Consider the following 22,887-nt stretch of genomic DNA (forward strand, 5'->3'; position numbering starts at 1 on the left):
AGTATCTAGTATGAACGTGACCTTTGAAGAGAAGGTCCCCTGACACAAAGGATGCTGCATGGCATACAACAAGTCTGATCTCGTTTCTAAGATCGCACAGAAGTCCAACCTGACCAAGGCACAGGCCGAAGCCGCCGTCAACGCATTCCAGGATGTGTTCGTTGAGGCTTTACAGTCCGGTGAAGGTTTGAAGCTTACTGGTCTGTTCTCCGCAGAACGCGTAAAGCGTGCTGAGCGCACTGGCCGCAACCCGCGTACCGGTGAAACAATCAAGATTCCAGCTTCTTACGGTGTACGTATTTCTGCTGGCTCCTTGTTGAAGAAGGCTGTCACTGCCTGAAATTAAGCGTTTTTCGTATTTATTACATTAAACAAATACTATTTGCGCAAAAACGAAGATGGGCACTCCAAAGCTGGGGTGCCCATCTTTTATAAATCTCCTCGTTCCATTTTTCGCAAACGCGGCTCTGCGCTATCTTTTGCTCCCGTAATGCGGTAAACGTCAAAAACGCCTTCAATTTTACGGATAGCAGCAAGTAGAGTTGCTAAGTGCTGAGGATCTGCCATTTCAAAGGTAAATTGACTTGTTGCAACACGGTCATCGCCTGTAGCAATAGTTCCGGAAAGAATATTTACTCCATGATCTGAAAGAACGCGAGTAACATCCGAAAGAAGATGTTGTCGATCCAATGCTTCAACTTGGACCTTAACCAAGAACAAGCCTTTATCGCTAGTCCATTGAACAGGAATAACGCGCTCTGATTGAGTTTTTTGCAAATCGAGCATGTTCTGGCAGTCAGTCCTATGCACAGACACACCTTGGTTTCGTGTTATAAAACCAATAATCATATCTCCTGGAACTGGCATGCAACATTTTGCAAGCTTTACCCAAACGTCTCCAACACCCTTAACTGATACTCCCAAAGCGCCGTTAGACTTATGGCTGCGCTCAACATGACGTAAAGGCAATGCTTCTTGTTCTACTTCTTCTGCAACTTCATCAGCGCCCGCATCTTTTACTAAACGCGAAATAACATTCTGTGTAGAAACTTGGCCTTCGCCAATAGCCGCATATAAAGACTCAACATTAGTAGGCAAATTCAATTCATCAGCAACGCCAATTAATGCCTGCTGCGTCATCAAAGTAGTTAAAGGCAAGTTACGTTTACGCATAGCGCGAGTTAGCTCATCCTTGCCCTCTTCAATCGCCTCAGAGCGGCGTTCCTTGCTAAACCATTGACGTATTTTATTTCGAGCACGAGGAGATTTTACAAAACTCAGCCAATCGCGTGATGGTCCAGCTGTATCCGACTTTGAAGTAAGTACCTCTACAGTGTCACCGTTTGAAAGCTTCGTATCAAGAGGAACTAAACGTCCATTTACACGAGCACCCATCATGCGATGACCAACTTCAGTATGCACAGAATATGCAAAATCAACAGGAGTTGCATCCTGCGGAAGCGCAACAATACTCCCCTTTGGAGTAAAAACATAAACTTCAGAAGCACCAAGATCTTGCTTTAATGAACCTAAGAATTCATCTGAATCTGGAGTCTCACTAGTCCAATCAGCAAGCTGTTGAATCCACTTAAGATTATCTGCTTCGCTAAGCTCTTTTTTGTCATCAATATTATTTTCGCGTTTTAAATCATCATTATCAGGCTTACTTAAAGCGCGACCAGCCTGACCATTAGCTTTGTACTTCCAATGCGCTGCGATACCAAATTCAGCACGCCTATGCATATCCCATGTGCGTATTTGAATCTCTACTGGCTTTCCACCAGGGCCTACAACTGTAGTATGCAAGCTTTGATACATATTCAACTTTGGAGTTGCAATGTAATCCTTAAAACGTCCTGGAACAGGGCTCCATCGAGCATGCACTGCACCTAATGCTGCATAACAGTCACGAATAGAATCGACTATTATTCTCACGCCAACTAAATCGTAAATATTAGCAAAATCATGACCTCGAACGATCATCTTTTGGTAAATAGAGAAATAATCTTTTGGTCGACCTTTTACCGATGCTTTAACATGTTGTTCTGCAAGATCTGCATTAATTTCTTCAAGAATTTGTCGTAAATAAACTTCGCGCTGACCTGCTCTACGAGCAACTAAAACAACAATTTCATTATAAATTTTTGGGTACAGTACTTTAAAACTCAGCTCTTCAAGTTCAGTTTTAATTGCATTCATGCCTAAACGGTTAGCAAGAGGTGCATATACGTCAAGAGTTTCTCTTGCTTTTTTATGTGAACTTGATGGCTTAACATACCTCCAAGTACGAGCATTGTGCAAACGATCCGCAAGCTTTACTACAAGCACTCGCACATCGCGGCTCATTGCAACAACCATCTTACGAATAGTTTCTGCTTGAGCACTTTCGCCATATTCCATGTTGGATATTTTTGTAACACCATCTACAAGACCTGCTACAGTATCGCCAAATTCAGCTCGACATTCTTCTAGCGTGTAATCTGTATCTTCTACAGTGTCGTGTAATAATCCTGAAGCAACAACAATTGGTCCCATTCCAAGATCTGCAAGAATTTGAGCTACAGCAAGAGGATGAATAATGTATGGCTCACCAGATTTGCGTCTTTGACCTGTATGCTGCTTTACAGCACGATCATAAGCTCTATGAAGAATGCTCATATCCTCATTAGGATGATGCCATTGGCACATGCTCAATATTGGCAATAATGGATTTCGAGAATCTTCGCTGATTTCACATCCGAGCCTATTGGATCCTTTTACATCCTCTTGAAGTTCACCCATTTGGCACCTCCTGGTACTTTTACTATCCTACCTGCAATTCGCTCAATACACTACAAAAACAAAAAATACATACAATAAATCCGACTCAGTTTTAAAAACCGGTCGGATATTTATAAAAAGATTATTGTACGCCAGTGGAGCCAAAACCTTTATCAGAGCGATCAGATTCAGGTAATTTAGATGCGGGAATAAATTGTGCTTCTACATAACGTTGTATAACCATTTGAGCGATACGATCACCTTTATGGAATTGCACTGTGTTCTCAGGATCTAAATTAATAAGAGGAACCTTAATTTCACCACGATACCCGGCATCAACTGTTCCAGGTGCATTTAGCACAGTCACACCCTGTTTTGCTGCTAAACCAGAACGAGGATGCACTAAAGCAACATAACCTGCAGGTAAAGCTATAGCAACTCCAGTAGGAACAAGCGCTCTCTGGAAAGGACGCAAGGTAAAATCTTGGGTAGTTCTTAAATCGGCACCTGCATCACCTGCATGCGCGTAGCAAAGCGGCTGTAATGTAGATGTTTCATCATCGAGATACTTAATTAATACCTCAACCTGTTCGGGGCCAGTATAGGTCTCGTCATATGCCATTTAAGCTGCGCACTCCTTGCAAATAGGCTGACCATCAGCATTAGTTTCAGCTAACTGGCTGCGATGCTTAACTAAGAAGCATTCAGAACAAATAAATTCATCGCCTTGCATAGGGATAACAGTTACGGATGCATCTTCGTTACTTAAATCAGCACCTGGCAACTCGTAGTCTTCAGCAATAGCATTTTCATCATCGTCAATATCGCTGCTTGAATTTTGAGAACCTTTACTCAAAGCTTCCAACGACTCTTCGTCCTCATCTTTGCTACGAGGAGAATCATAATCCTGTGCCATTATGGTCCTTTCGTTTTTAAAGCTACTTACGCGCATAGCATACACGAATGCTACCCCGTATATTACACATTTTTTATTTTAAATAAAATGGTAAAGAATGCAGTGTATGGACTAAAGTATATAAATAGTATTGTTAAAAGCGAAGAAAGTGGTGCATAATGCTTGAAAATCCGCCAAAAGAGGCGAGTTTCGACCATATTGACGCAGACGGTAATTTGATTTTCATTTGTGAAAACACGCCGTTACGTATTCAAGTGGACGACACGCTGGAACGCGCCATCGCTGGTTCACATAAAATTACGAGTAAAAACAGCGATGAACAGAACTCAGCAAACGCTGGCGCAAATTCTATGCAATCTAATGCAACATTGCCTATTTCGCAAATTCAGGCATTGATTCGCGCAGGAGTTGCACCTTCACATGTAGCACAAAGATATAACGTTAGTGAAGCACAAGTTAGGCGTTTTTCTGCAGGCGTTGAAACCGAAAAGCAGTATGCAATTGAGCAGTTCCTTCTAGTACCTGCTCCTAAACAAAGCAATATGCGCACTATTGCAGATTTAATTGAAAGAACGTTAGCTAAAGCACATATTGGCATGGAAACAGTGCAATGGAAAGCAACGCGCAGAGGATTAGAGCCATGGCGAATTACTGCTACTTTCAAAACTGCTAGTCGCACTATTAAAGCTGAGTGGACATGGAACATGCATGACAACTCTGTTACATGCGCGAACCCTTCGTCTAGATTATTGCTTGGTGAAGATGTTAATGCAGCGGATACTTCTAAACAGTCTCCATATGGTGGAGCTTATAGAGACACTGTAAGCATTAATTTCCCATTCAACACTGAAGAGCTTCCAGGAAATTCTATTCGTTCTGCCAGAATCGAACGAGCTGTTTCTCAATGGGAACTTAGAAACAGTGACAAACTTGCAGATGCACAAGCCCAATCTTCCTTCGAAAATCAGGACAATAATTCTGACATACAGCAAGTATTAGAAAAAGGCTATTCTAAGCGTTCTACTAAAACAAATACGCAATTTATTAAAGAAGATAATTCTCAGCAGCCTTCGCTAATACAACCGGATGCTGAATTTATTAATAGAAACGAAACGAATAGCAAAATCGTCAATGAGTCTAATGAAGCACAAAAATCATTGGCTGCAAAAGTTCAAAATGCTGAAAAAGCAGATATTGTTAGTACGAATTTGCAAAAAAATGCTGCTGAAAGTAATCAAAATTCTGCTAAAAATAATCAAGAAATTAATGCTAATGGTCAAGAAAAATCATCTTCTGAGCACAATAAACGTAAAGCTGGAAGAGCAGCAGTACCAAGCTGGGATGAAATATTATTTGGTGAAAGCTAAATAAGAAGTTTAAAAATAAATTTTTCGCTTATTGACAATATGTGTGACACTCTTAGTAAAATTTGAGTGTCACACATTTTATTTGCTAAGTTGTGATTTATAAAAACATTTTCAATACTAGAAGCAAAAACTCACTAATTACACTAAATCTATGAGGCACGGAATATCCATTTCCATGTGAGTCATTGATCCATGAACGCTAGGTAAACTCATAGCTTTATCAGATTGAATGCGAGAATCAACAATTGTGTAAGCTCCACAAGCTTGCACAATAATATCGCCAATAACAGCCTCTGCCCTGTTGTTTACTAAACCAAAAAGACCATCGCCAATAGCTTGTTTTTTACTACGTACAATTGCATTAGTTCCAAAATATTCACGCCAACGGTAAACAATATCTTCAGGATTTGCGTCACTGTTAGCATACAACATTACAGAACGAGGTTCACCGCCAACCATCGATACGCCTTTTATCAACTCATCATGCTTAGCAATATCAACTCGCTTATTGGGATCAGATTTAATCATCCCATGATCTGCAGTAATAACAATTAATGTTCCAGGAGCACAATTTGCTCGCAAAAGACGCAACTGCTCGTCAATTTGCTCAAAAACAGAAACCCACTGCTGAGAATCCCAACCATAATTATGACCGGTTTTATCAGCGTCACGTAAATACATATAAGTTAAACCTGGAGTTTTACTGCTATTAGCAGCCTTAAGAATGCGAGCTCTAGGAGTTCCAGCAGTAATATAATTTGCTCCACGAAAAGCAGCTTTGGTAAGAGGAGTATTTTCAAACTTTGGTAATCCCACGCTATCTGCACGGACTCCATTAGAAACTAAACTTTCAAATATAGTTGGCTCTTGCTGCAAAACTAGCGGATCAGGCGCATCATTAAATTGAATAAGCTGCGCAAGTTTACCAGTTTGAGAATTCTTTTGCGTGTAACCGGTCATACAAGTAAGACCCGGACATGTGCCTGTTCCAAAAGTAGCCATTGCAGCAACAGTTGTGCTTGGGACACACGTGCTAATTGGTCTTTGATTTATTGATTCTTTAAGCAAGGATCGTAAGTAAGGAGCGTGACCTTTGCGCATAAGAATATTCCAGTATCCTAAACCATCTATTAGCACTACAATTGCAGAATTAGATTTAGGAAAACCAAGGCTTTCTCGTAAAGCGTGTGGATCGTTATGAATAGCTGTTTTAACAGGAGCGTCTATTGCATCACTTAAAGCTGGAAGAACCGAAGATATATGTAACGCTCCACCAAGATTTTTTTCATTAAAATCATAAGAAAAATTTTCATTAACTGCGAAATTAGAAAAATCACCGTACTTAACATTTCCAACGAATTGTAAAAGATCATTTTCAGACGGTATTTCAGCACTCATACTTACTATTGAACCACTTATATTGCATTGGACAAAACGCGAATAACAAATATTTATATAAATAACTAGTCAAATTGCTGAAAAATTCAACAAAAACATGCTGTTTGTGCATATAAATTGGTAAGATTGATAGCCGTAATGTCATCCAAGGAGTTCTAAATATGCCCTCACGCCATCACTCAACACAGCAAGCTTTCGACCCAAGAAAAGTTAAAGAGCATATTGTTGAAACACCATTGAACGAAGAAATGAGCAAATCCTTCTTGGAATATGCTTATTCAGTTATTTATGCTCGAGCTTTACCGGACGCACGAGACGGAATGAAACCAGTGCAGCGACGCATTGTGTATCAAATGGGCAATATGAATTTGAGTCCCGATCATGCTTATATGAAATCAGCGCGCGTTGTTGGTGAAGTAATGGGTAAACTTCATCCTCACGGTGATTCTGCAATCTATGAGGCAATGGTTCGCTTAGCTCAACCATTTTCCCTACGCTTGCCACTTGTTGACGGACACGGTAATTTTGGCTCTCTTGACGACGGTCCAGCAGCTTCTCGATACACCGAAGCGCGTTTAGCTCCTGCATCACTAGGTATGAACGCGGATATCAACGAAGACACAGTTGATTTCGTACCAAATTACGACAATAAACTAAAAGAACCTACTGTGCTTCCTGCAGCTATTCCAAATCTTTTAGTAAATGGCGCTTCTGGAATTGCTGTAGGCATGGCAACTAATATGGCAACACATAATCTAGGAGAAGTAGTTGCTGCAGCAAAATATGTTATGAAACATCCTGACGCAACCCTAGATGATCTTATGAAACTAGTTCCAGGACCTGACTGGCCTAGCGGAGGAATTATCATTGGTCGAAGTGGCATTTGCGAAGCTTACGCAACAGGTCGCGGAGCATTCACTACAAGATCTACAACACATATAGAAAATATTACTGCTCGCAAAAAAGCTATTATTGTTACAGAACTTCCGTTTATGGTTGGACCAGAACGCGTTTTGGAAAGAATTTCTCAAGGAGTTAAATCAAGAAAATTAGACGGTATTTCAGGTGCTATTGATTTAACAGATCGGCATAACGGAACTCGTATTGTTATTGAGATTAAGACAGGCTTTGATCCTAACGCTGTGCTTGCTCAACTTTTTAAGCACACTCCTTTGCAAGAGAGCTTTACTATTAACAATGTTGCACTTGTTGACGGCAGACCTCACACAATGGGCTTGAGAGAGCTATTAGACGTTTGGATTTCTCACCGCAGAACAGTAGTACGCAGACGCAGTGAATTTAGGCGCAAAAAAGCTCAAGAACGCTTACATTTGGTTGACGGCTTACTTCTTGCACTTCTTGATATTGATGAAGTAATTCAGGTTATTCGTTCATCTGAAGATGCAGATAGTGCAAAAACTAAGTTAATTAAAGTATTCGATCTTGATGAAATTCAAGCACAGTATATTCTTGACTTACGTCTTCGCAGACTTACTAAAATGAGCCGAATAGAGCTCGAAGCTGAACGCGACGATTTGCTCAAAAAAATTGAAGAGCTAAATCAAATATTAAGTTCTGAAGCGAAACTCGACAACGTCGTAATAGCAGATATGGATTCTGCAGTTAAACAATGGGATACTCCACGCAGAACAATTTTGCTTGACGAAAATGAAGATGGTAGTTTTACTCCAGTAGCCTCCAGCATAAATAAAAACAGTGAGGATATTGCGATTAAAGCTGTGCAATCAGCAAATAAAATTACTTCAACTCAAGCAGATTTGGCTGCAGCAGCTAATGCAGCTCGTAAAACTGGAGAAGTTGACGCATCTTCTGTTGCAATGCAATTAAGTGACGAGCCTTGTGCAGTAGCGTTAAGTACTTCAGGGTTAATTGCCAGAACAAGCATTGCAGTGTTAGAACATTGGAATTCACACAATAACAACGTATTTAACACTCCTTGTAAAACAATGTTTGAAACAACAACGCGTTCAACTTGTGCTCTTGTTACTTCATCTGGTCGACTAGTTCTAGCTCATGTTGCAGATTTGCCACAACTTAACTATGAAGAAGGAAAACCTGCGCTGCTCAGCCATGGAGTAAAAGCACAAGAATTGCTAACTTCCACACAAAGCACGGATCCAGTAAGAGGAGAACGCGTAGTTTCAGCAATAGCATTTGATGCCTCACAAAACGCTACTCCACTTGCAATCGGCACACGAAACGGTGTAGTTAAAAGATGGAATTTTGAAGCTCCAACTACCATGGATTCATGGAGCATAATTGACTTAAAAGACGACGACACCGTTATTGCTGCAGCCCCAGCGGAAGACAACGACAGACTTGTGTTCATTAGTAGTGATTCTTCATTACTTACTTTTGACGCTAAACAAGTTAGGCCACAAGGACGTACAGCAGGCGGAATGGCAGGTATTCGTTTAGCAGAAGGCGCTAAAGTTGCAACCTTCGCAGTAGTGCCAGAAAAATCAATAGAGTGGCATTACGAAGAAGGCGAAAATGGTTTATTCTCCGCTTCTGGAACAGTAGTGTTCACCGTTGCTGGAGACAGTGAAGCTCTTCCTGGAACCGAAAACGGTTCTGCAAAGATTACTCCATTTGACATGTACCCAACAAAAGGTCGCGCAACTGGTGGCGTGCGCTCGCAAAGATTCCTTAAAGGTCAAGATACGTTGATACACGCGTACGTTGGATACTATCCATTGCAAGCCGTTACAGAAGGCGGAAGCAATGTTGAGCTACCTAAACCAGATATGCGTAGGGATGCTTCTGGAACTGAGCTTGTTTCCCCAATTGCACATATTGGATAGCATTACGAACAATTTCTAGAAAATTATTAGTGATTAGTCACCAATAAGAAAATAGATAATATAAAACTAAAGCTATTAAAAATTAGGTAAATTTTTTAAAGAGAAAGGGAAAATATGTCATTTTGCACTCATTGCGGCAGTAGCATGGTAGACGATGCAAAGTTTTGCGAACAATGTGGTACGCCTAACGAAAATTACGAAGATAAAACTAAAGAACAAGAAATAAATCAAGTAGAGCAACAAACACATGCACAAGAGTTGCAAAAAGAACCTAATAAAGGTAATAAAAATCATAAGAAAAAAGGTGCATTCATATCAATTATTTGCGCAATAATCGTTCTAGCTATAATTGCAGCCATTGGAACAATTTATTACATGACGAGAGTACAGACAAATTCAGGTATGGCTACAGTGCCAGTAATTAAAGATACAAATGCTCAAGCTGCTGCAACGAATTTACGCTCAAAAGGTTTTAAAGTACAAATTGTTAGGGAACTTAATAAACGCAAAAAAGGTTCCTTCATTTCATTAAAAGGCATTAAACCAGGTAGTAAAGTTAATCATTCCACAAAAATAACAGTTGTGGAATCTCTTGGTCCAGGTATGCCAAAAAACGTTATTGGGAAAACTGTAGACGAAATTACTGACGAAGTAAAAGCAATGGGCTTAAAAGTAGAAGTTCATAAAGTTCCTGCAACAGTAAAGCCTGGAACCATTATTTCAACTTATCCTATGCCCGGAGAAGCTTTTAATGCAGCTTACGAAGGTGACAATATGCATATTGCTATTGCCAGTAAATGCAACAAAAAAGTAGTACCTGCAGACTTGTTAGGAAAAGATATAGACAGCGCAAAACAAATACTGGAAAAAGTTGGAATAACGAAATACGAATTAAAACCACGATTTTCTTCTCGTAATTATATTGATAAAATTGTGGGCTCCTACCCTGCATTGGGTGAAGAAAATTTGAAAGAAGTAAAAAAGGTTACTCTATACTACGGTGTTGATGCAAGTGAAACAAAAGAAGTACTAACTAAAAAAGAGCATCTGGACGGAATAAATAATGCTGATGTCCGCGTAACAAAAGGCCTTTCTCCAATTGCAGGAGTTTGGTGTAATAAAGGCGGCGAATGCTTATACTTCAATGAAATGCCATCGTTTGTTGAAGGTGAATCTACAGTTGTGTTAGGGACACGCGTTGGCGATCTCATGAATGATGGAGCTAAGCCTATTATGATAAGTGATGAAAATTATCTTAGTATGAATAACTACTCGCAAGATATATCAGCACCTATTCTGTACGATAAAAAATTACCTACGTATGACATGATGAAAAATCATTTGCTTTCTGGCGATACTGGTGCAGTAGAATTCTACAAAGGGTTAGATTTGCCATCTTGCGGAAACGATATCTTCTCCCCATCACCAGGTGTAAGAGTTTGTGAGCATGGTAAAGATATAAACGCAGAAAACAGCCCTGAAAAATTTGATGATCAAGGAATGTATAAAGGTTCTAACAAAGATGCTAATACAGGATTAACCTACAAAATGCATGATTTCTTTGTGCTAGTTCCTGTAAATACAAAATTTGATGAACTTGAGAAAAGCGGATACTTTAAAGGCAAAGGCAAAAATAAGCCTGATTTTAGCCGACCATTCATTATGCGAAGGGATCCAAAGCTGTACGATAAAACACAAGTAGCTATTCCTGATGGAGTTACTGGACCCGATTATCCAACTAGCCCGTTTGTGCCAACGAAAAAGAACAAGCCAGTGCCTTTCGCGCCAGCTCCAGACGACGACAATGTTTATTACAAGATTGAAGAACCTTTAAATTGGTTAAGGTTCGATATTATAAAAACCTTGTAGTTAAAATTTGACGTTGTAAAGCAAATAATATTAGCACTTAAAAAACGCTTAATCATTTGCTTATCAATAAATTAAGCCCTTCTAGTTGTAGTATTTCAACTTTTTAAGGGCTTAATTTTATTATAAGAGATTATTATGCATAAACGCGCATCAGACGCACATGCATAAAAGTCATTACAGCGAGAAGAATAAGCAAATAAGCTGGAAGCAGCATCATGGAAACATTCTGTGCAACTATTCCAAAAATCGCAGGTATTACCATAGAGCCGATGTATGCGCTTGCCATTTGCATGCCAACAATTGCTTGAGACTTATCAGCACCAAAATAATGCGGAGTTGAATGAATGATGCATGGATAAACAGGAGCGCAACCAAGTCCAATAATAATGAATCCTGTAACAAGCTCAATATGATTCGGCAAAGGCAGCAGCAACACCAGAATGCCCATAAGCATTACGCACTGCCCAATACGAATCATGGTTGCATCGTTAAAACGCATAGTAAGAAATCCGCTTACAAAACGACCAACCGTAATACCAACATAGAACAGGCTTGCCCAACCAGCTGCAACAATGCGGCTAACTCCTCCATGCAAAACCATGTAACTACTAGCCCACAAGCCTGCAGTTTGTTCCAACGCACAATAGCAAAAGAACATAATAAGTATATTTTTAGCTCCTGGAATGCGCAAAATTCCCGCATAAGATACCTTTTCAAAAGATTTTGTTTTTGACTCAACGATCTTATTCAATTCATTCTTTTTATTGTTTTTCCACAACGGCAAACTCATGAGCAGCACAAGTGTTAAAGCAATCTGCATAACGGCAATATACTGGTATCCAGCAGTCCATCTTTGACCGTGCGAAAGCGCAAAACCCATAACATAAGGACCTGCAGAAGCACCAATTCCCCACATGCAGTGAAGCCAGCTCATATGCCAACTCTCATAGTGTACTGCAACGTAGTTATTAAGAGCCGCATCCACTCCTCCAGCACCTAAACCGTAGGGTATAGCTAGAAAAATAAGCACAAGATAATTCGGAGCAAAAGAAAAACCTAGTAACGCTAAAGCTGTTAGAGCAACTGAAATAAGCGTAACTTTCCCAGGGCCAAATTTGCACGTAAGTTTGTTCGAAAGTAATGCAGAGATAATTGTTCCTGCAGAAATAACCATTGATATTCCGCCAGCCCAAGAAATTTGCGCACCAATATCGTGACTCATAGTAGGCCATGCAGCTCCAAGAAGAGCATCCGGCAAACCCAAACTGATGAAAGCAAGATAAATAACAGCAAGAAGAAGGTTAATCATAAAAATTCCCAAACATTAGTACTTCATATTTCTAACGCAAACACGCCTTCATAAAGCAATATAAAGGAATATAAATATACAAGGCGACATAAAGCAACGCAAACAACATGCCGACATCAGGTATCGATTTTGGAACGATCAAAGTCATCAGCGTTATCAACAATAAACTGCTTGCGCGGAGGAACATCATCACCCATCAGCAAATCGAATACTTCGCTCGCTTGCTGAGCATCTTCCATACGAATCCTTCGAAGCATACGGGTTCTAGGGTCCATAGTAGTGTCTGCAAGCTGATCCGCATCCATCTCGCCCAAGCCCTTATAGCGCTGAATATCGCTGTTAAAATCAATGCCCTTAGCTTGCAAATCATCAAGCTTTCCAGCCAATTCGTCGTCTGAGTAAGTATAAATATACTCACCCTTTCGCTTTCCAGCGAGCGCAATTCTGTGGAGAGGCGGCACTGCAGCATAAACATGACCGTGCTCAATAAGCGGACGCATATAACGATAGAACAGCGTCAGCAGCAAAATACGAATGTGCGCGCCGTCAACATCAGCATCAGTCATCATAACAATCTTGTTATAACGCGCTTGCGAAATATCAAAACTTGCGCCCGATCCTGCTCCAACAACCTGAATAATTGCAGCACACTCTTTGTTTGAAAGCATTTGTGCAAGACTTGCCTTTTGCACGTTCAAAATCTTACCGCGAATTGGAAGAAGCGCTTGGAAAGCAGAGTTTCTAGCAGCTTTTGCAGTGCCAAGTGCAGAATCACCCTCGACGATGAAAAGTTCTGCAACATCGTCGTTTCCAGGTTGGCAATCAGAAAGTTTTGGTGGCATTGAAGCAGACTCAAGCGCATTCTTTCTGCGCGTAACTTCCTTAGTTTTACGCGCCTGAATACGCGCATGCATTTCGGAAACGATTTTTTCCAAAACCCTAGCAGACTGCTCTTTGAATCCTCGCTTAGATCCAGTAATCATTTCGCCAAATTGAGCATCAGTCATTTTAGTAACGATTGGCTTAACTTGTGCGGTTCCAAGAACATCCTTAGTTTGACCTTGGAATTGAGGCTCAGCAATGCGAACAGTTATGACTGCTACCAATCCTGCTGTAATGTCGTCTCGCTCAATTTTCGTATTCGAATCTTTAAGATTTACTTTTAGTTTGCGTGCGTTGTCTTCAACAGCTTTACGAATTTGCTTAGTCAATCCTTGCAAGAATCCGTCAACGTGCATACCTCCGCCAGGAGTTTCAACAACGTTTACGAAACTAATAATCGTTGAATCGTAGCCGTTTACCCAACGCATTGCAATGTCAACGCCGCACTTACGCGTTACTTGTTGAGCATGTAAATCTCCTGCAGAATCAACAGCTTGCGTTTCTTCTACATATGTATCTTCGCCAGAAATACGCCAAATATCCGATACTGCTTCACCTTTTGAAAGAAAATCAACGAAATCTTTGACGCCACCATTATGCAAAAATTCAACTACTCGAGGATGATGCTTATTTTGCATTGAGTTAGCAGACTCAGCATTTGCAACAGATTGTGCAACTGATTCTTCAGATTCAGCATCTTCATTCGCGATATTTTCAGTCTCATCTTCAGAATCATCTTCATCTTCTAATGTTGTTTCAGATTCTAATTCTTCAAATTCAGGCACAGAGTCATCGCTATTATCAGACTGGTTTTCAAGAAGATTATCTTCTGCAGCATTATCTTCTACAACATTGTCTTCTGGAGAATCAATTTCTTCAATATTTGCAGATTCACCTTCAGGCACATGCTCGTCAATAACAGTAATTTTTAAGCCTGGAACCAGGAAACTTGTTTGACGCACGCGAGCAATAAGCTGCTCATAGCTGAAATGCGCAGTTGAGTTAAAAATTTCTGGATCCGCCCAGTAGCGTACACGAGTTCCAGTAGTTTTTGGCGAAACAGTGCCAATAATTTCAAGCTCAGTAGGCTTATTTTTTCGCGTGCGCTTAAACGGAGAAGCAGGAGATGGATGCTCTGGATCTGCATCACTATAAACTCCAGGATGTCCCTGATGGAACGCCATATGATGCGTTTTACCGTCTCTATCAACTTCGACATCCAAACGCAAACTTAAAGCGTTTACAACAGAAGAGCCAACGCCATGTAAACCGCCTGCAGCATTATAAGAAGCGTTGCCAAACTTTGCTCCAGCGTGAAGCTTAGTTAAAACAACTTCAACACCTGTAAGTTTTGTTTTAGGCTCAACGTCTACTGGAATACCACGACCGTTATCTGCAACTTCAATAGATCCATCGTCGTGAAGAGTAACAATAATATGATCGCAAGCTCCAGCTAAAGCTTCGTCAACTGCGTTGTCAATAATCTCCCAAAGGCAATGCATTAAACCTTGACTGTCTGTAGTGCCAATATACATGCCCGGACGCTTACGAACTGCGTCTAAGCCTTCAAGCACAGTCAAGCTATCAGCATCATATTGCTCTTTATGAGAGACCACTTCTACCCCTTGCACTTATTAAACGTACAACCGATTATTTTAAGCAATAAGTGTCGTACTATCGCAAAAGCAACAATACGACACTTTGTAATATAACTTCACACAATCACTGATCTAAGAAGTCACGCAAAGTCTGCGATCTAGAAGGATGACGCAGCTTAGACATTGTTTTAGACTCAATTTGACGAATACGTTCACGAGTAACACCATAAACGCGACCAATATCGTCTAAAGTCTTTGGTTGACCATCTTCCAAGCCATAGCGCATCTTAATAACTCCAGCCTCTCTAGGGGCCAAAGTTTCCAAAACTTGCCTAAACTGTTCTTGAAGAAGCGAGAATGCAACAGCATCAGACGGTGCGATTGCGTCAGTATCTTCAATCAAATCGCCAAACTCAGAATCGCCATCCTCACCCAAAGGAGTGTGCAAAGAAATCGGTTCACGACCGTACTTTTGTACTTCCTGAACCTTTTCTACTGGCATATCCAGTTCGCGAGCAAGCTCATCTGGTGTAGGTTCACGACCTAAATCTTGAAGCATTTGACGCTGAACCCTAGAAAGCTTATTAATAACTTCAACCATATGCACTGGAACTCGAATAGTACGAGCCTGATCTGCCATAGCACGAGTAATAGCCTGGCGAATCCACCAAGTTGCGTAAGTTGAGAACTTAAAGCCCTTCTTCCAGTCAAACTTTTCAACTGCACGAATCAAACCAAGGTTACCTTCCTGAATCAAATCAAGGAAAAGCATGCCTCTACCCGTATAACGCTTAGCAAGAGAAACAACAAGACGCAAGTTTGCTTCAAGAAGATGATCTTTAGCTTTCTTACCATCTGCTGCAGCCCACTTAAGCTCACGCTTACGCTTAAACTCCATTTGATCAATTTGAGTATCAAGCAAATGCTGAGCATACAATCCAGCTTCAATACGCTCTGACAAATCAACTTCTTGCTCAGCGTTAAGCAAGCTCACGCGACCTATCTGCTTTAAATAATCCTTAACAGGATCTGCAGTAGCGCCTGTAGCAATTACACGACGCTTAGGATTACCAGACGGAGTTAGATTATCATCATCGTCATCGTCTCGTACAACAAATGCGCCTTTTGCTTGTGGCACTTGCGGAGCATCATGCTTAATTTCGTCGTGATCATCAATTTCATCAAGATCTTCAGACTCTTCATCATCAAGATCATCTGCAACGTCAATATCGCTTAAATCGTCAACATCAGATATATCTTCTGGCTGGATATCGTCTAAATCATCAAGATTCAAATGTTCATCATCAACATCAAGATGTGGATCGTCATCTAAAGGATCGTCAATAGATAATTGATCTTGAGATTCAATATCTACGCTATCCTCAGTTTCGTCATGTTTAGCATCAGACGATACTGATTCAGTATCAATCTTGTTGTCTTCAGTTTTCTTTGAGCGAGAACTGCGTGTCTTGCTATCAGCTGACGAAGTTCGAGTACTGGTTTTACGCGCAGCGCTAGCCTTGCGAGTTTTTACAGGCTTAGTATCATCTTGCATTTCGTCGCTGTCGACCGTTGATCCAACTTCACTCGTCAAACTGTTCCTCCTGTATTATCCCCTTGTAACGCATATAGGCATAGTTCATGCAAGGGCAAGTTTTACCTTAAGTAGTAAACCATTTAAGCAAGACGATTATTCCCCAACTAATTTTTTGCGGCGTGGCGAATTATTCAATCCATGCTGGCTCAAGACCATTTTCGAATGCTCCACACACTATTTTTGCCATAGAACAATCAGGATCAATGCGCAATGCACAATCACAATAATACTTTATTTCTCCTAGCCTAAACCACCAGCTGATATAAGCTAATAAAGCGTAAACTTGCACAGATAATTTTGGAATGCTTTTAGTAATAATAGCCATAGATTTTAAAATTTTGCCCGCGAAAATAGCTCTCTTTATATTAGGCTTATTATTTGTTTGAGCGAATTTTGCTTCTAAACAATGCCGCAAATTACGAGATACTTCAGGAGTGTGAGGACACCAAGCAAATTCCGACAAAGTTTTTTCGTCATACCATTCTTGATTTTCATCCAAAATAGAAATAAGCATTGCATCACGAACATTAATATTATGCAACATTGCTATTGGCAGGTTTACTAGATCATATCCAAACATTTTTTCATCGTAAGCAAACATATTGTACCATCGCATAAGTGCTCTGCTTGCACTATCTCTAATAGCGTATTGCTTGCCATTTCGATCAACATTTTCTATAAAAGCTTCCGAAACTGCCGGAACCCAATATTCTAATCCTTTAATCCATTGCGCACTATCACTACAGTTGTTATAAATATATTCCTTAGAGAAAGTCATAAAAAAGCTGCACTCTTTGGAAGGATATATATTCCCATTAATATCTGAAATTTCTCTTCCAGCAAAACTTTCAAAATCTTCTGAACCTGCAAAATCTAAACAACCATTAAAAGAATTAGCGCTTTCACCATAAATTTGCATAAGACTTTGCATATCAAAGTCATCCATACAATTATGCGATATCTTTGTTTTCAAATCATCCTCTACAATTTCCATGCATACTCCCCCTCATTTTTTACATGATTTTTTATTTTGATAATCAAACTATGCAATAGCATTTTTTGATATATTGAAGTTTCTCAAGACATAAGTCAGCATTCAATAAAAAACTATTTCCGCGGTGAAAAGCTTATTAAACCATAATAATAACTGCGTTTTGTAATGTTCAGCCCTGTGGATAACTTTCATAATATGAGCACATTTATAGGCAACAATTACAGTCTTAACGATATTGAATCTAGAATTACTTTTTTAATTTCTCAGCAATTTAATACGGGACTAGAAGATAATCTTTCATCCACATGTGCGCAAACACTACAGCAAGTAATAAAGCAAGCTATTGTTTCAAGCGAAGGCGGAAAACGTCTTAGAGCTCTTCTTACGATTTCAGCATTTTACGCTGCATCAAAAGAAACCAATATTCAAAAAATCCATGAACAGTCTGTATTTGACATAGCTTGTGCTCTAGAAGTATTTCAAACAGCTGCATTAATTCATGATGATATTATTGACGAATCTTATTTGAGACGTGGAAAGCCTAGTGCGTATTGTGCATTAAGTAAAGCTTGCAATAATAAGCATATTGGCACAGGCTTAGGTTTAATGCTGGGAGATCTACTTGCCACAGAAAGTTTCGATATTGCAAGAAATTGCGCGAAGAATTTTACTTATGGCGAGGAATTGTTAGCAGCATTTGCGTCTATGCAAAGAAATGTTGGTATTGGTCAAGTATTGGATTTGTCTATAGAAATGATGCAACTAGATAATCCAATACAACTTGCGGAATCATCTTTGAATGTTTTTAGATGGAAAACAGCCAGTTACACTACTGTTGCTCCATTAACTCTCGGCTTTCTTGCAGCAAATATGCAACCAACTGAAGCATACAATCTTGCTAATTCTATTGGCAATTCGTTAGGCATTGCTTTCCAGATTGCTGATGATTTGCTTGATATTGTTTCAGATAGCAAGATTACAGGTAAGCCTATTGGCGGTGATATTAGAGAAGGTAAGCGTGCAGTTCTTCTTGCAGATGCTTTGCAATACGGAAACGATAACGAAAGAGAAATACTATTAAAAGCTTATACGAGTAGTACTAGGAGTGAAGATGATGTAAATAAAATAATACAGATTTACCATACTTCTGGTGCTATTGAAAAATCAAAAAAGCGAATTGAGAATCTATGGAATGATTCACAACAAGCAATCGAATCAAGTACATTGAGCGATAGTGGAAAAACTATTTTGCATGAAATTAGCAAACGATTTATACCAGAAGCATGGCGTAATGTACAATAATATTTAGTAAATAACGCTCGAAATTAGCCTTCTTTACTATCTTGCTTGTACACTCGTAAGTAGCAAAAATGGTTTTACGCGTATAAGGATTGTGACAATGGATGAAGCTACGCAGGCGCAGCCAGGTATGCGCATTGAAAATCGCTATCGCATTGTGCGCAAAATAGCTCAGGGTGGCATGGCTACTGTGTATCAAGCAGAAGATGAACGCCTTGATAGACCTGTAGCAATTAAAATCATGCACACTCAACTTGCTCAAGGAGTGCATCGCCAGCAATTTATTGCTAGATTCCGCAGAGAAGCAACCTCTGCTGCAGCAATTGCCAATCCACATATTGTACAAGTTTATGATACGGGCGAATATGATGGGCTTGATTATCTTGTGATGGAATATGTTCATGGCGTTAATTTGCGTTATGAAATGAATATGCAAGGCACATTCAGTGTGCGAGATACGCTGCGTTTACTTGCAGAAACTTTGGATGGTCTCGCTTCTGCACATAATGCTGGAGTTGTGCATAGAGATATTAAGCCGGAAAATATTTTAATTAACGATCGAGGTCATGTTCAGATTACTGATTTCGGTTTAGCTAGAGCAATTTCGCAAGCAACATTATCTTCTACAGGATTGCTTCTTGGCACAGCAGCTTATCTTGCTCCTGAACTTATTGAGCATAATCTTGCAACTCCTCAAGGTGATTTGTATTCAGCGGGCATGATGGCTTGGGAAATGCTTGCAGGAAGAGTGCCTTTTACTGCAGATAATCCTGTTACGCTTGTTTTCAAGCATGTGCATGAAAACACTCCTTCAATTGCTACAGCTTGCCCTGGAATTAGCGAAAAAGTTGCACAATTCATAGCAAACCTCACTGCTCGCGACATGAACGAACGACCTAAAGATGCAAGTGAAGCATTAGCAAAATTACGTGCACTTTCTACACAATTAAACCCTGAAGATTGGCAATACAAAGCAGAAGAACCACAAGAGTTTTCAGAAGAAACAGACTTTTCTCCTATTAATAATTTGCGTGTTCCCCCTGAAGCAAATTATTCGGACAAATTGAATCCTAATAATGACTCAGATGCTACACGAGCGATAAATACTTCAGGCTCTAATTTTTCTGCTAATTCCAACTCTTTATTGCAAAATGCTACAGACGAAACTGTTGCAATACCTAGAGATAATTCTGTAGGTGAACTCGATTCACGCACAAATAATGATCTACATAATCCTGAAGTCAATAATGTAGCAATAGACAATTCACTAGCGAAGTCCAACAGTGCTTTCGATGCGAATAATCTTCAAAAAACACAAGCTATGCAATGGCATGCTACTAATGCAGAAGATGTGTCATACAATTCGCAAGATAATCCTTTAGAAGAATTTGACGATAGCAATATGCCAACAATTGCTATTAGCTCTCGCAATTTTAACAACAACTTAAATGCAACAAAACCATTGGGCCTGTCATATACAGAAAAGGACTTAGGAAACAAGTCTAACCGCTCTTCTAAAAAGCGTGTTTTCATTATTGCAGGTTTAAGTACAGCTGGAGTATTAGCAATTGCTGCTATTGGTGGTTTTTGGTATTTCTTAGGTCCTGGCAGTTATTGGACGCTACCTAAGCCTGACGACCTTCAATGCAACAATTATGCATCTTGCAAAATAACTGATGTCAATTGGCAACGATATGAGCACACGCTTAAAGTTGCTGGAATTCCTTACACAGTTTCAAAAGATTATAGTGACGATGTGCCAGAAGGAAAAGTAGTTTCAACAAATCCTGATGTTGTCGGAAGCCATATTCAAAAGCACAATAATAGTGCTCTTAATGTTGTAATTTCGCGTGGAATTCGTAAGGCTACAATCCCGGACGATATTACAGATCCAAAGACTTACAATGGCAAAAATCCTTTGAAAACATTGCGTAAAGCAGGCTTTACTAACATTATTCACGATAAGTCAGGAGATACGTATTCTATAGATATACCAGCTGGCAGCTTAATTGATATTAACCCTAAACCTGGCACGCGCATGAACCATAACGAAGAAGTAAGTATTTTACTTTCTAAGGGACCTAAGCCTGTACAAATGCCAGATATAGTTGGGAAAACAAAGAATGAAGCTGACTTAGCTTTGACTGACGCTAAGCTGGATATAAAGTACGAAGAAGAAAATAGCGATACTGTAGCAAAGGGTAAGATTATCCGCGCTTCTGTTGAAGCTGGTTCTGACTTACATTGGGGCGATAGCGTTAAAGTTGTTGTTTCAAAAGGTCCAAAAACTGTTACATTGCCAAACGTTTGCGGAAAGAGCAGTGATGAAGCTAGAAGGATTATTGAAAGTCTAGGGCTTAAAGTTCGTGTTTCTGCTCCACTTGGTGATTTAATGCACGTAGTGCGCTTCCAATCCCCTGGAGCTGGAAGCGAAGTGCCATTGAAGGATTCTAATGGAAATCCTTCTATTATTACTCTTACAGTAATATAAGCGTGTCTTAAGTATTATAAAAGCGGCGGAAGCTCAATAACTTTCGCCGCTTACATATTTGAACATAAATAAAATTTAAATATATAATAATGTTAATCTAATAGCATGAGAATCAGCATTATATTTTACTTATTTTCGTTACTTTCTTCACGTTTTTGACGCATACGTTCTTTTACGGTTTGAGCATATTCATCAACGTATTCTTGACCACTCATTTGCTGAATAGACTTAGTTACTTTATCTGTAATTTCGCGTAAACGCTCGTGAGTGATCTCACTTTCGTCACGAACACGCTCTACTTGAATAGGCTCGCCATAAATCGCCTTAGTCTTGCCTTTTGCTGGAATAACTTGACCATGCACTTGTAATTCTCTAGTTCCAATAATTGCAACAGGTATAATCGGGCAACCTGTTTCAAGAGCAAGACGTGCAGCACCAGTATGACCACGATATAAACGACCGTCTGGGCTTCTTGTGCCTTCAATATGAATGCCAAAAAGCTGACCTTTTTCTAATATTTCACAAGCATGATTCAAAGCGCCAAGAGATTTTGCGCCTCCAGAACGATCTACAGGGAAAACGCCCACAGAAGTAAACCACCACTTCTTAAAACGACCCTTTAAACCTTTGCCTTCAAAATATTCTGCTTTACCCATAAAGTGGATCATACGAGGACAAGTCAATGGCAGAAGCGCGTCATCAATAACAGCAAGATGATTTGCAGCAATAATAGCTCCACCTTTTTTAGGTACATTTTTAATACCTTGCGCTGATGGATGAATCCTCATGCGGGCAATACCCCCAAGTCCCTTCACGAAGAACCAGTACAACATACCATATCCTTTCTTGCAAGTCCAATTTCGAACATTTTAAGCATAGAATCAGGAAGACTTGCTACAGTATAGTTCATGACTTCTTCTAAGAATACCAACGACCCTCGCCGGGATGACGAGTTAACGTCAGAATCGTTAAAGAATAATCAAAAACAAAACAACGGAGATTTTGATGACGAATGGTCATCTTTTGTTGCAGAACATTCTGATGACATGAACGATATTGCTAATTCACGTAGCGCAAAAAGTTTTGAAAAGCACGCTCAGAAAGAAGAAAAAAAGAAAGAGCGCAACACTATAGCAAGCGACAATAATTCTAAAAATCAAAAAAGTGTAATAAAAAATAAATTTAACTTAAAAAATCTAAGTAGCCATAAATCTTATATTATTCCTACTAGAATGCAAGATTCTCACACGATTATAACTGCTAAAGGTCCTCGTGATAATACCCGCACAAGTTGGCTCGATTTAGATAAGACTATGGAAGACTATGGCGATGATTTTGTGCCTCCAAATCCACAATTTTATAACGTATCTTTAGTTAATGTAGTTTTGTGGATTCTATTTGTTATAGGTATCTTCGGTGTTATTGTAAGTGCTTTTATTCCTACTATAGCGAACATTGTTGGTATTATATGCGGCTTATTAATGCTACTTAGTGGAGCAGGATTACTTATGAATCGCAAAAAACCTGATCCGTATAAAGAAGATTACAGCGATTATGGAGATGGTGCTCGAGTATAGCTAAT

16 protein-coding genes are annotated in these 22,887 nt (G+C 39.7%); 7 read left to right on the plus strand and 9 right to left on the minus strand.

Features of this window, described 5'->3' with window-relative positions:
* Positions 1-58 precede the first annotated feature (58 nt).
* Positions 59-340 (plus strand): HU family DNA-binding protein, encoded by a 282-nt coding sequence (locus HXT58_RS02910; protein ID WP_004119480.1) that lies wholly within the window; start codon positions 59-61, stop codon positions 338-340.
* A gap of 89 nt (positions 341-429) precedes the next feature.
* Here the strand turns inward: HXT58_RS02910 and HXT58_RS02915 are convergent, their stop codons facing one another.
* The 3 genes from HXT58_RS02915 to HXT58_RS02925 all read right to left on the minus strand — a co-directional run bounded on the left by HXT58_RS02915 (position 430) and on the right by HXT58_RS02925 (position 3,676).
* Positions 430-2,781: a RelA/SpoT family protein gene (locus HXT58_RS02915; RefSeq protein ID WP_004119477.1), complete on the minus strand. Its 2,352-nt coding sequence runs from the start codon at positions 2,779-2,781 to the stop codon at positions 430-432.
* A gap of 121 nt (positions 2,782-2,902) precedes the next feature.
* Positions 2,903-3,382, minus strand: coding sequence for a dUTP diphosphatase (dut, locus tag HXT58_RS02920; RefSeq protein ID WP_004106773.1), 480 nt, complete (start codon positions 3,380-3,382; stop codon positions 2,903-2,905).
* The gene (locus HXT58_RS02925) at positions 3,383-3,676 is read right to left on the minus strand and encodes a DUF4193 domain-containing protein (RefSeq protein WP_004106775.1); all 294 of its coding nucleotides are present in this window, start codon (positions 3,674-3,676) and stop codon (positions 3,383-3,385) included.
* 158 nt (positions 3,677-3,834) lie between these two features.
* Between HXT58_RS02925 and sepH the strand changes: the two genes are divergently transcribed.
* A complete protein-coding gene (sepH, locus tag HXT58_RS02930; RefSeq protein ID WP_004119462.1) occupies positions 3,835-5,043 on the plus strand; it encodes a septation protein SepH in 1,209 nt (402 codons plus the stop codon).
* A gap of 138 nt (positions 5,044-5,181) precedes the next feature.
* On the opposite strand, the gene HXT58_RS02935 is transcribed toward sepH, so the two are convergent.
* Complete coding sequence (locus HXT58_RS02935) at positions 5,182-6,441, minus strand: alkaline phosphatase family protein (RefSeq protein WP_410297085.1); 1,260 nt, start codon at positions 6,439-6,441, stop codon at positions 5,182-5,184.
* 161 nt (positions 6,442-6,602) lie between these two features.
* On the opposite strand from HXT58_RS02935, the gene HXT58_RS02940 reads away from it, so the two are divergent.
* Positions 6,603-9,266, plus strand: coding sequence for a DNA gyrase/topoisomerase IV subunit A (locus HXT58_RS02940; RefSeq protein ID WP_421775600.1), 2,664 nt, complete (start codon positions 6,603-6,605; stop codon positions 9,264-9,266).
* A gap of 144 nt (positions 9,267-9,410) precedes the next feature.
* The gene (locus HXT58_RS02945; RefSeq protein WP_421775601.1) at positions 9,411-11,135 is read left to right on the plus strand and encodes a PASTA domain-containing protein; all 1,725 of its coding nucleotides are present in this window, start codon (positions 9,411-9,413) and stop codon (positions 11,133-11,135) included.
* A gap of 133 nt (positions 11,136-11,268) precedes the next feature.
* Here HXT58_RS02945 and HXT58_RS02950 read toward each other — a convergent pair whose 3' ends face one another.
* The 4 genes from HXT58_RS02950 to HXT58_RS02965 all read right to left on the minus strand — a co-directional run bounded on the left by HXT58_RS02950 (position 11,269) and on the right by HXT58_RS02965 (position 17,515).
* Complete coding sequence (locus HXT58_RS02950) at positions 11,269-12,444, minus strand: MFS transporter (RefSeq protein ID WP_410297088.1); 1,176 nt, start codon at positions 12,442-12,444, stop codon at positions 11,269-11,271.
* 116 nt (positions 12,445-12,560) lie between these two features.
* Entirely contained in the window at positions 12,561-14,942 is a 2,382-nt protein-coding gene (locus HXT58_RS02955) for a DNA gyrase/topoisomerase IV subunit B (protein WP_116442705.1), read from the minus strand.
* A 106-nt stretch (positions 14,943-15,048) separates the two neighbouring features.
* The gene (locus tag HXT58_RS02960; protein WP_004106787.1) at positions 15,049-16,518 is read right to left on the minus strand and encodes an RNA polymerase sigma factor; all 1,470 of its coding nucleotides are present in this window, start codon (positions 16,516-16,518) and stop codon (positions 15,049-15,051) included.
* Positions 16,519-16,648: 130 nt separating this feature from the next.
* Complete coding sequence (locus HXT58_RS02965) at positions 16,649-17,515, minus strand: hypothetical protein (protein WP_415705934.1); 867 nt, start codon at positions 17,513-17,515, stop codon at positions 16,649-16,651.
* A gap of 195 nt (positions 17,516-17,710) precedes the next feature.
* Between HXT58_RS02965 and HXT58_RS02970 the strand changes: the two genes are divergently transcribed.
* Positions 17,711-18,817, plus strand: coding sequence for a polyprenyl synthetase family protein (locus HXT58_RS02970; protein ID WP_415705932.1), 1,107 nt, complete (start codon positions 17,711-17,713; stop codon positions 18,815-18,817).
* Between the two features lie 97 nt (positions 18,818-18,914).
* Positions 18,915-21,305: a Stk1 family PASTA domain-containing Ser/Thr kinase gene (locus HXT58_RS02975; RefSeq protein ID WP_415705930.1), complete on the plus strand. Its 2,391-nt coding sequence runs from the start codon at positions 18,915-18,917 to the stop codon at positions 21,303-21,305.
* 125 nt (positions 21,306-21,430) lie between these two features.
* Here the strand turns inward: HXT58_RS02975 and HXT58_RS02980 are convergent, their stop codons facing one another.
* Entirely contained in the window at positions 21,431-22,138 is a 708-nt protein-coding gene (locus tag HXT58_RS02980) for a lysophospholipid acyltransferase family protein (protein WP_415705928.1), read from the minus strand.
* Between the two features lie 75 nt (positions 22,139-22,213).
* On the opposite strand from HXT58_RS02980, the gene HXT58_RS02985 reads away from it, so the two are divergent.
* Positions 22,214-22,882: a hypothetical protein gene (locus HXT58_RS02985; RefSeq protein ID WP_004106798.1), complete on the plus strand. Its 669-nt coding sequence runs from the start codon at positions 22,214-22,216 to the stop codon at positions 22,880-22,882.
* The last annotated feature ends 5 nt before the right edge of the window (positions 22,883-22,887 follow it).

The organism is Gardnerella sp. KA01000, from assembly GCF_049244035.1.
Taxonomy (GTDB): Bacteria; Actinomycetota; Actinomycetes; order Actinomycetales; family Bifidobacteriaceae; genus Bifidobacterium; species Bifidobacterium leopoldii.

Coding starts and splice junctions, on each gene's coding strand:
- dut (WP_004106773.1), bottom strand. CDS start 3,382: ATGGCATATGACGAGACCTATACTGGCCCCGAACAGGTTGAGGTATTA.
- HXT58_RS02975 (WP_415705930.1), top strand. CDS start 18,915: ATGGATGAAGCTACGCAGGCGCAGCCAGGTATGCGCATTGAAAATCGC.
- HXT58_RS02965 (WP_415705934.1), bottom strand. CDS start 17,515: ATGGAAATTGTAGAGGATGATTTGAAAACAAAGATATCGCATAATTGT.
- HXT58_RS02940 (WP_421775600.1), top strand. CDS start 6,603: ATGCCCTCACGCCATCACTCAACACAGCAAGCTTTCGACCCAAGAAAA.
- HXT58_RS02980 (WP_415705928.1), bottom strand. CDS start 22,138: ATGTTGTACTGGTTCTTCGTGAAGGGACTTGGGGGTATTGCCCGCATG.
- HXT58_RS02935 (WP_410297085.1), bottom strand. CDS start 6,441: ATGAGTGCTGAAATACCGTCTGAAAATGATCTTTTACAATTCGTTGGA.
- HXT58_RS02970 (WP_415705932.1), top strand. CDS start 17,711: ATGAGCACATTTATAGGCAACAATTACAGTCTTAACGATATTGAATCT.
- HXT58_RS02985 (WP_004106798.1), top strand. CDS start 22,214: ATGACTTCTTCTAAGAATACCAACGACCCTCGCCGGGATGACGAGTTA.
- HXT58_RS02950 (WP_410297088.1), bottom strand. CDS start 12,444: ATGATTAACCTTCTTCTTGCTGTTATTTATCTTGCTTTCATCAGTTTG.
- sepH (WP_004119462.1), top strand. CDS start 3,835: ATGCTTGAAAATCCGCCAAAAGAGGCGAGTTTCGACCATATTGACGCA.
- HXT58_RS02910 (WP_004119480.1), top strand. CDS start 59: ATGGCATACAACAAGTCTGATCTCGTTTCTAAGATCGCACAGAAGTCC.
- HXT58_RS02925 (WP_004106775.1), bottom strand. CDS start 3,676: ATGGCACAGGATTATGATTCTCCTCGTAGCAAAGATGAGGACGAAGAG.
- HXT58_RS02945 (WP_421775601.1), top strand. CDS start 9,411: ATGGTAGACGATGCAAAGTTTTGCGAACAATGTGGTACGCCTAACGAA.
- HXT58_RS02915 (WP_004119477.1), bottom strand. CDS start 2,781: ATGGGTGAACTTCAAGAGGATGTAAAAGGATCCAATAGGCTCGGATGT.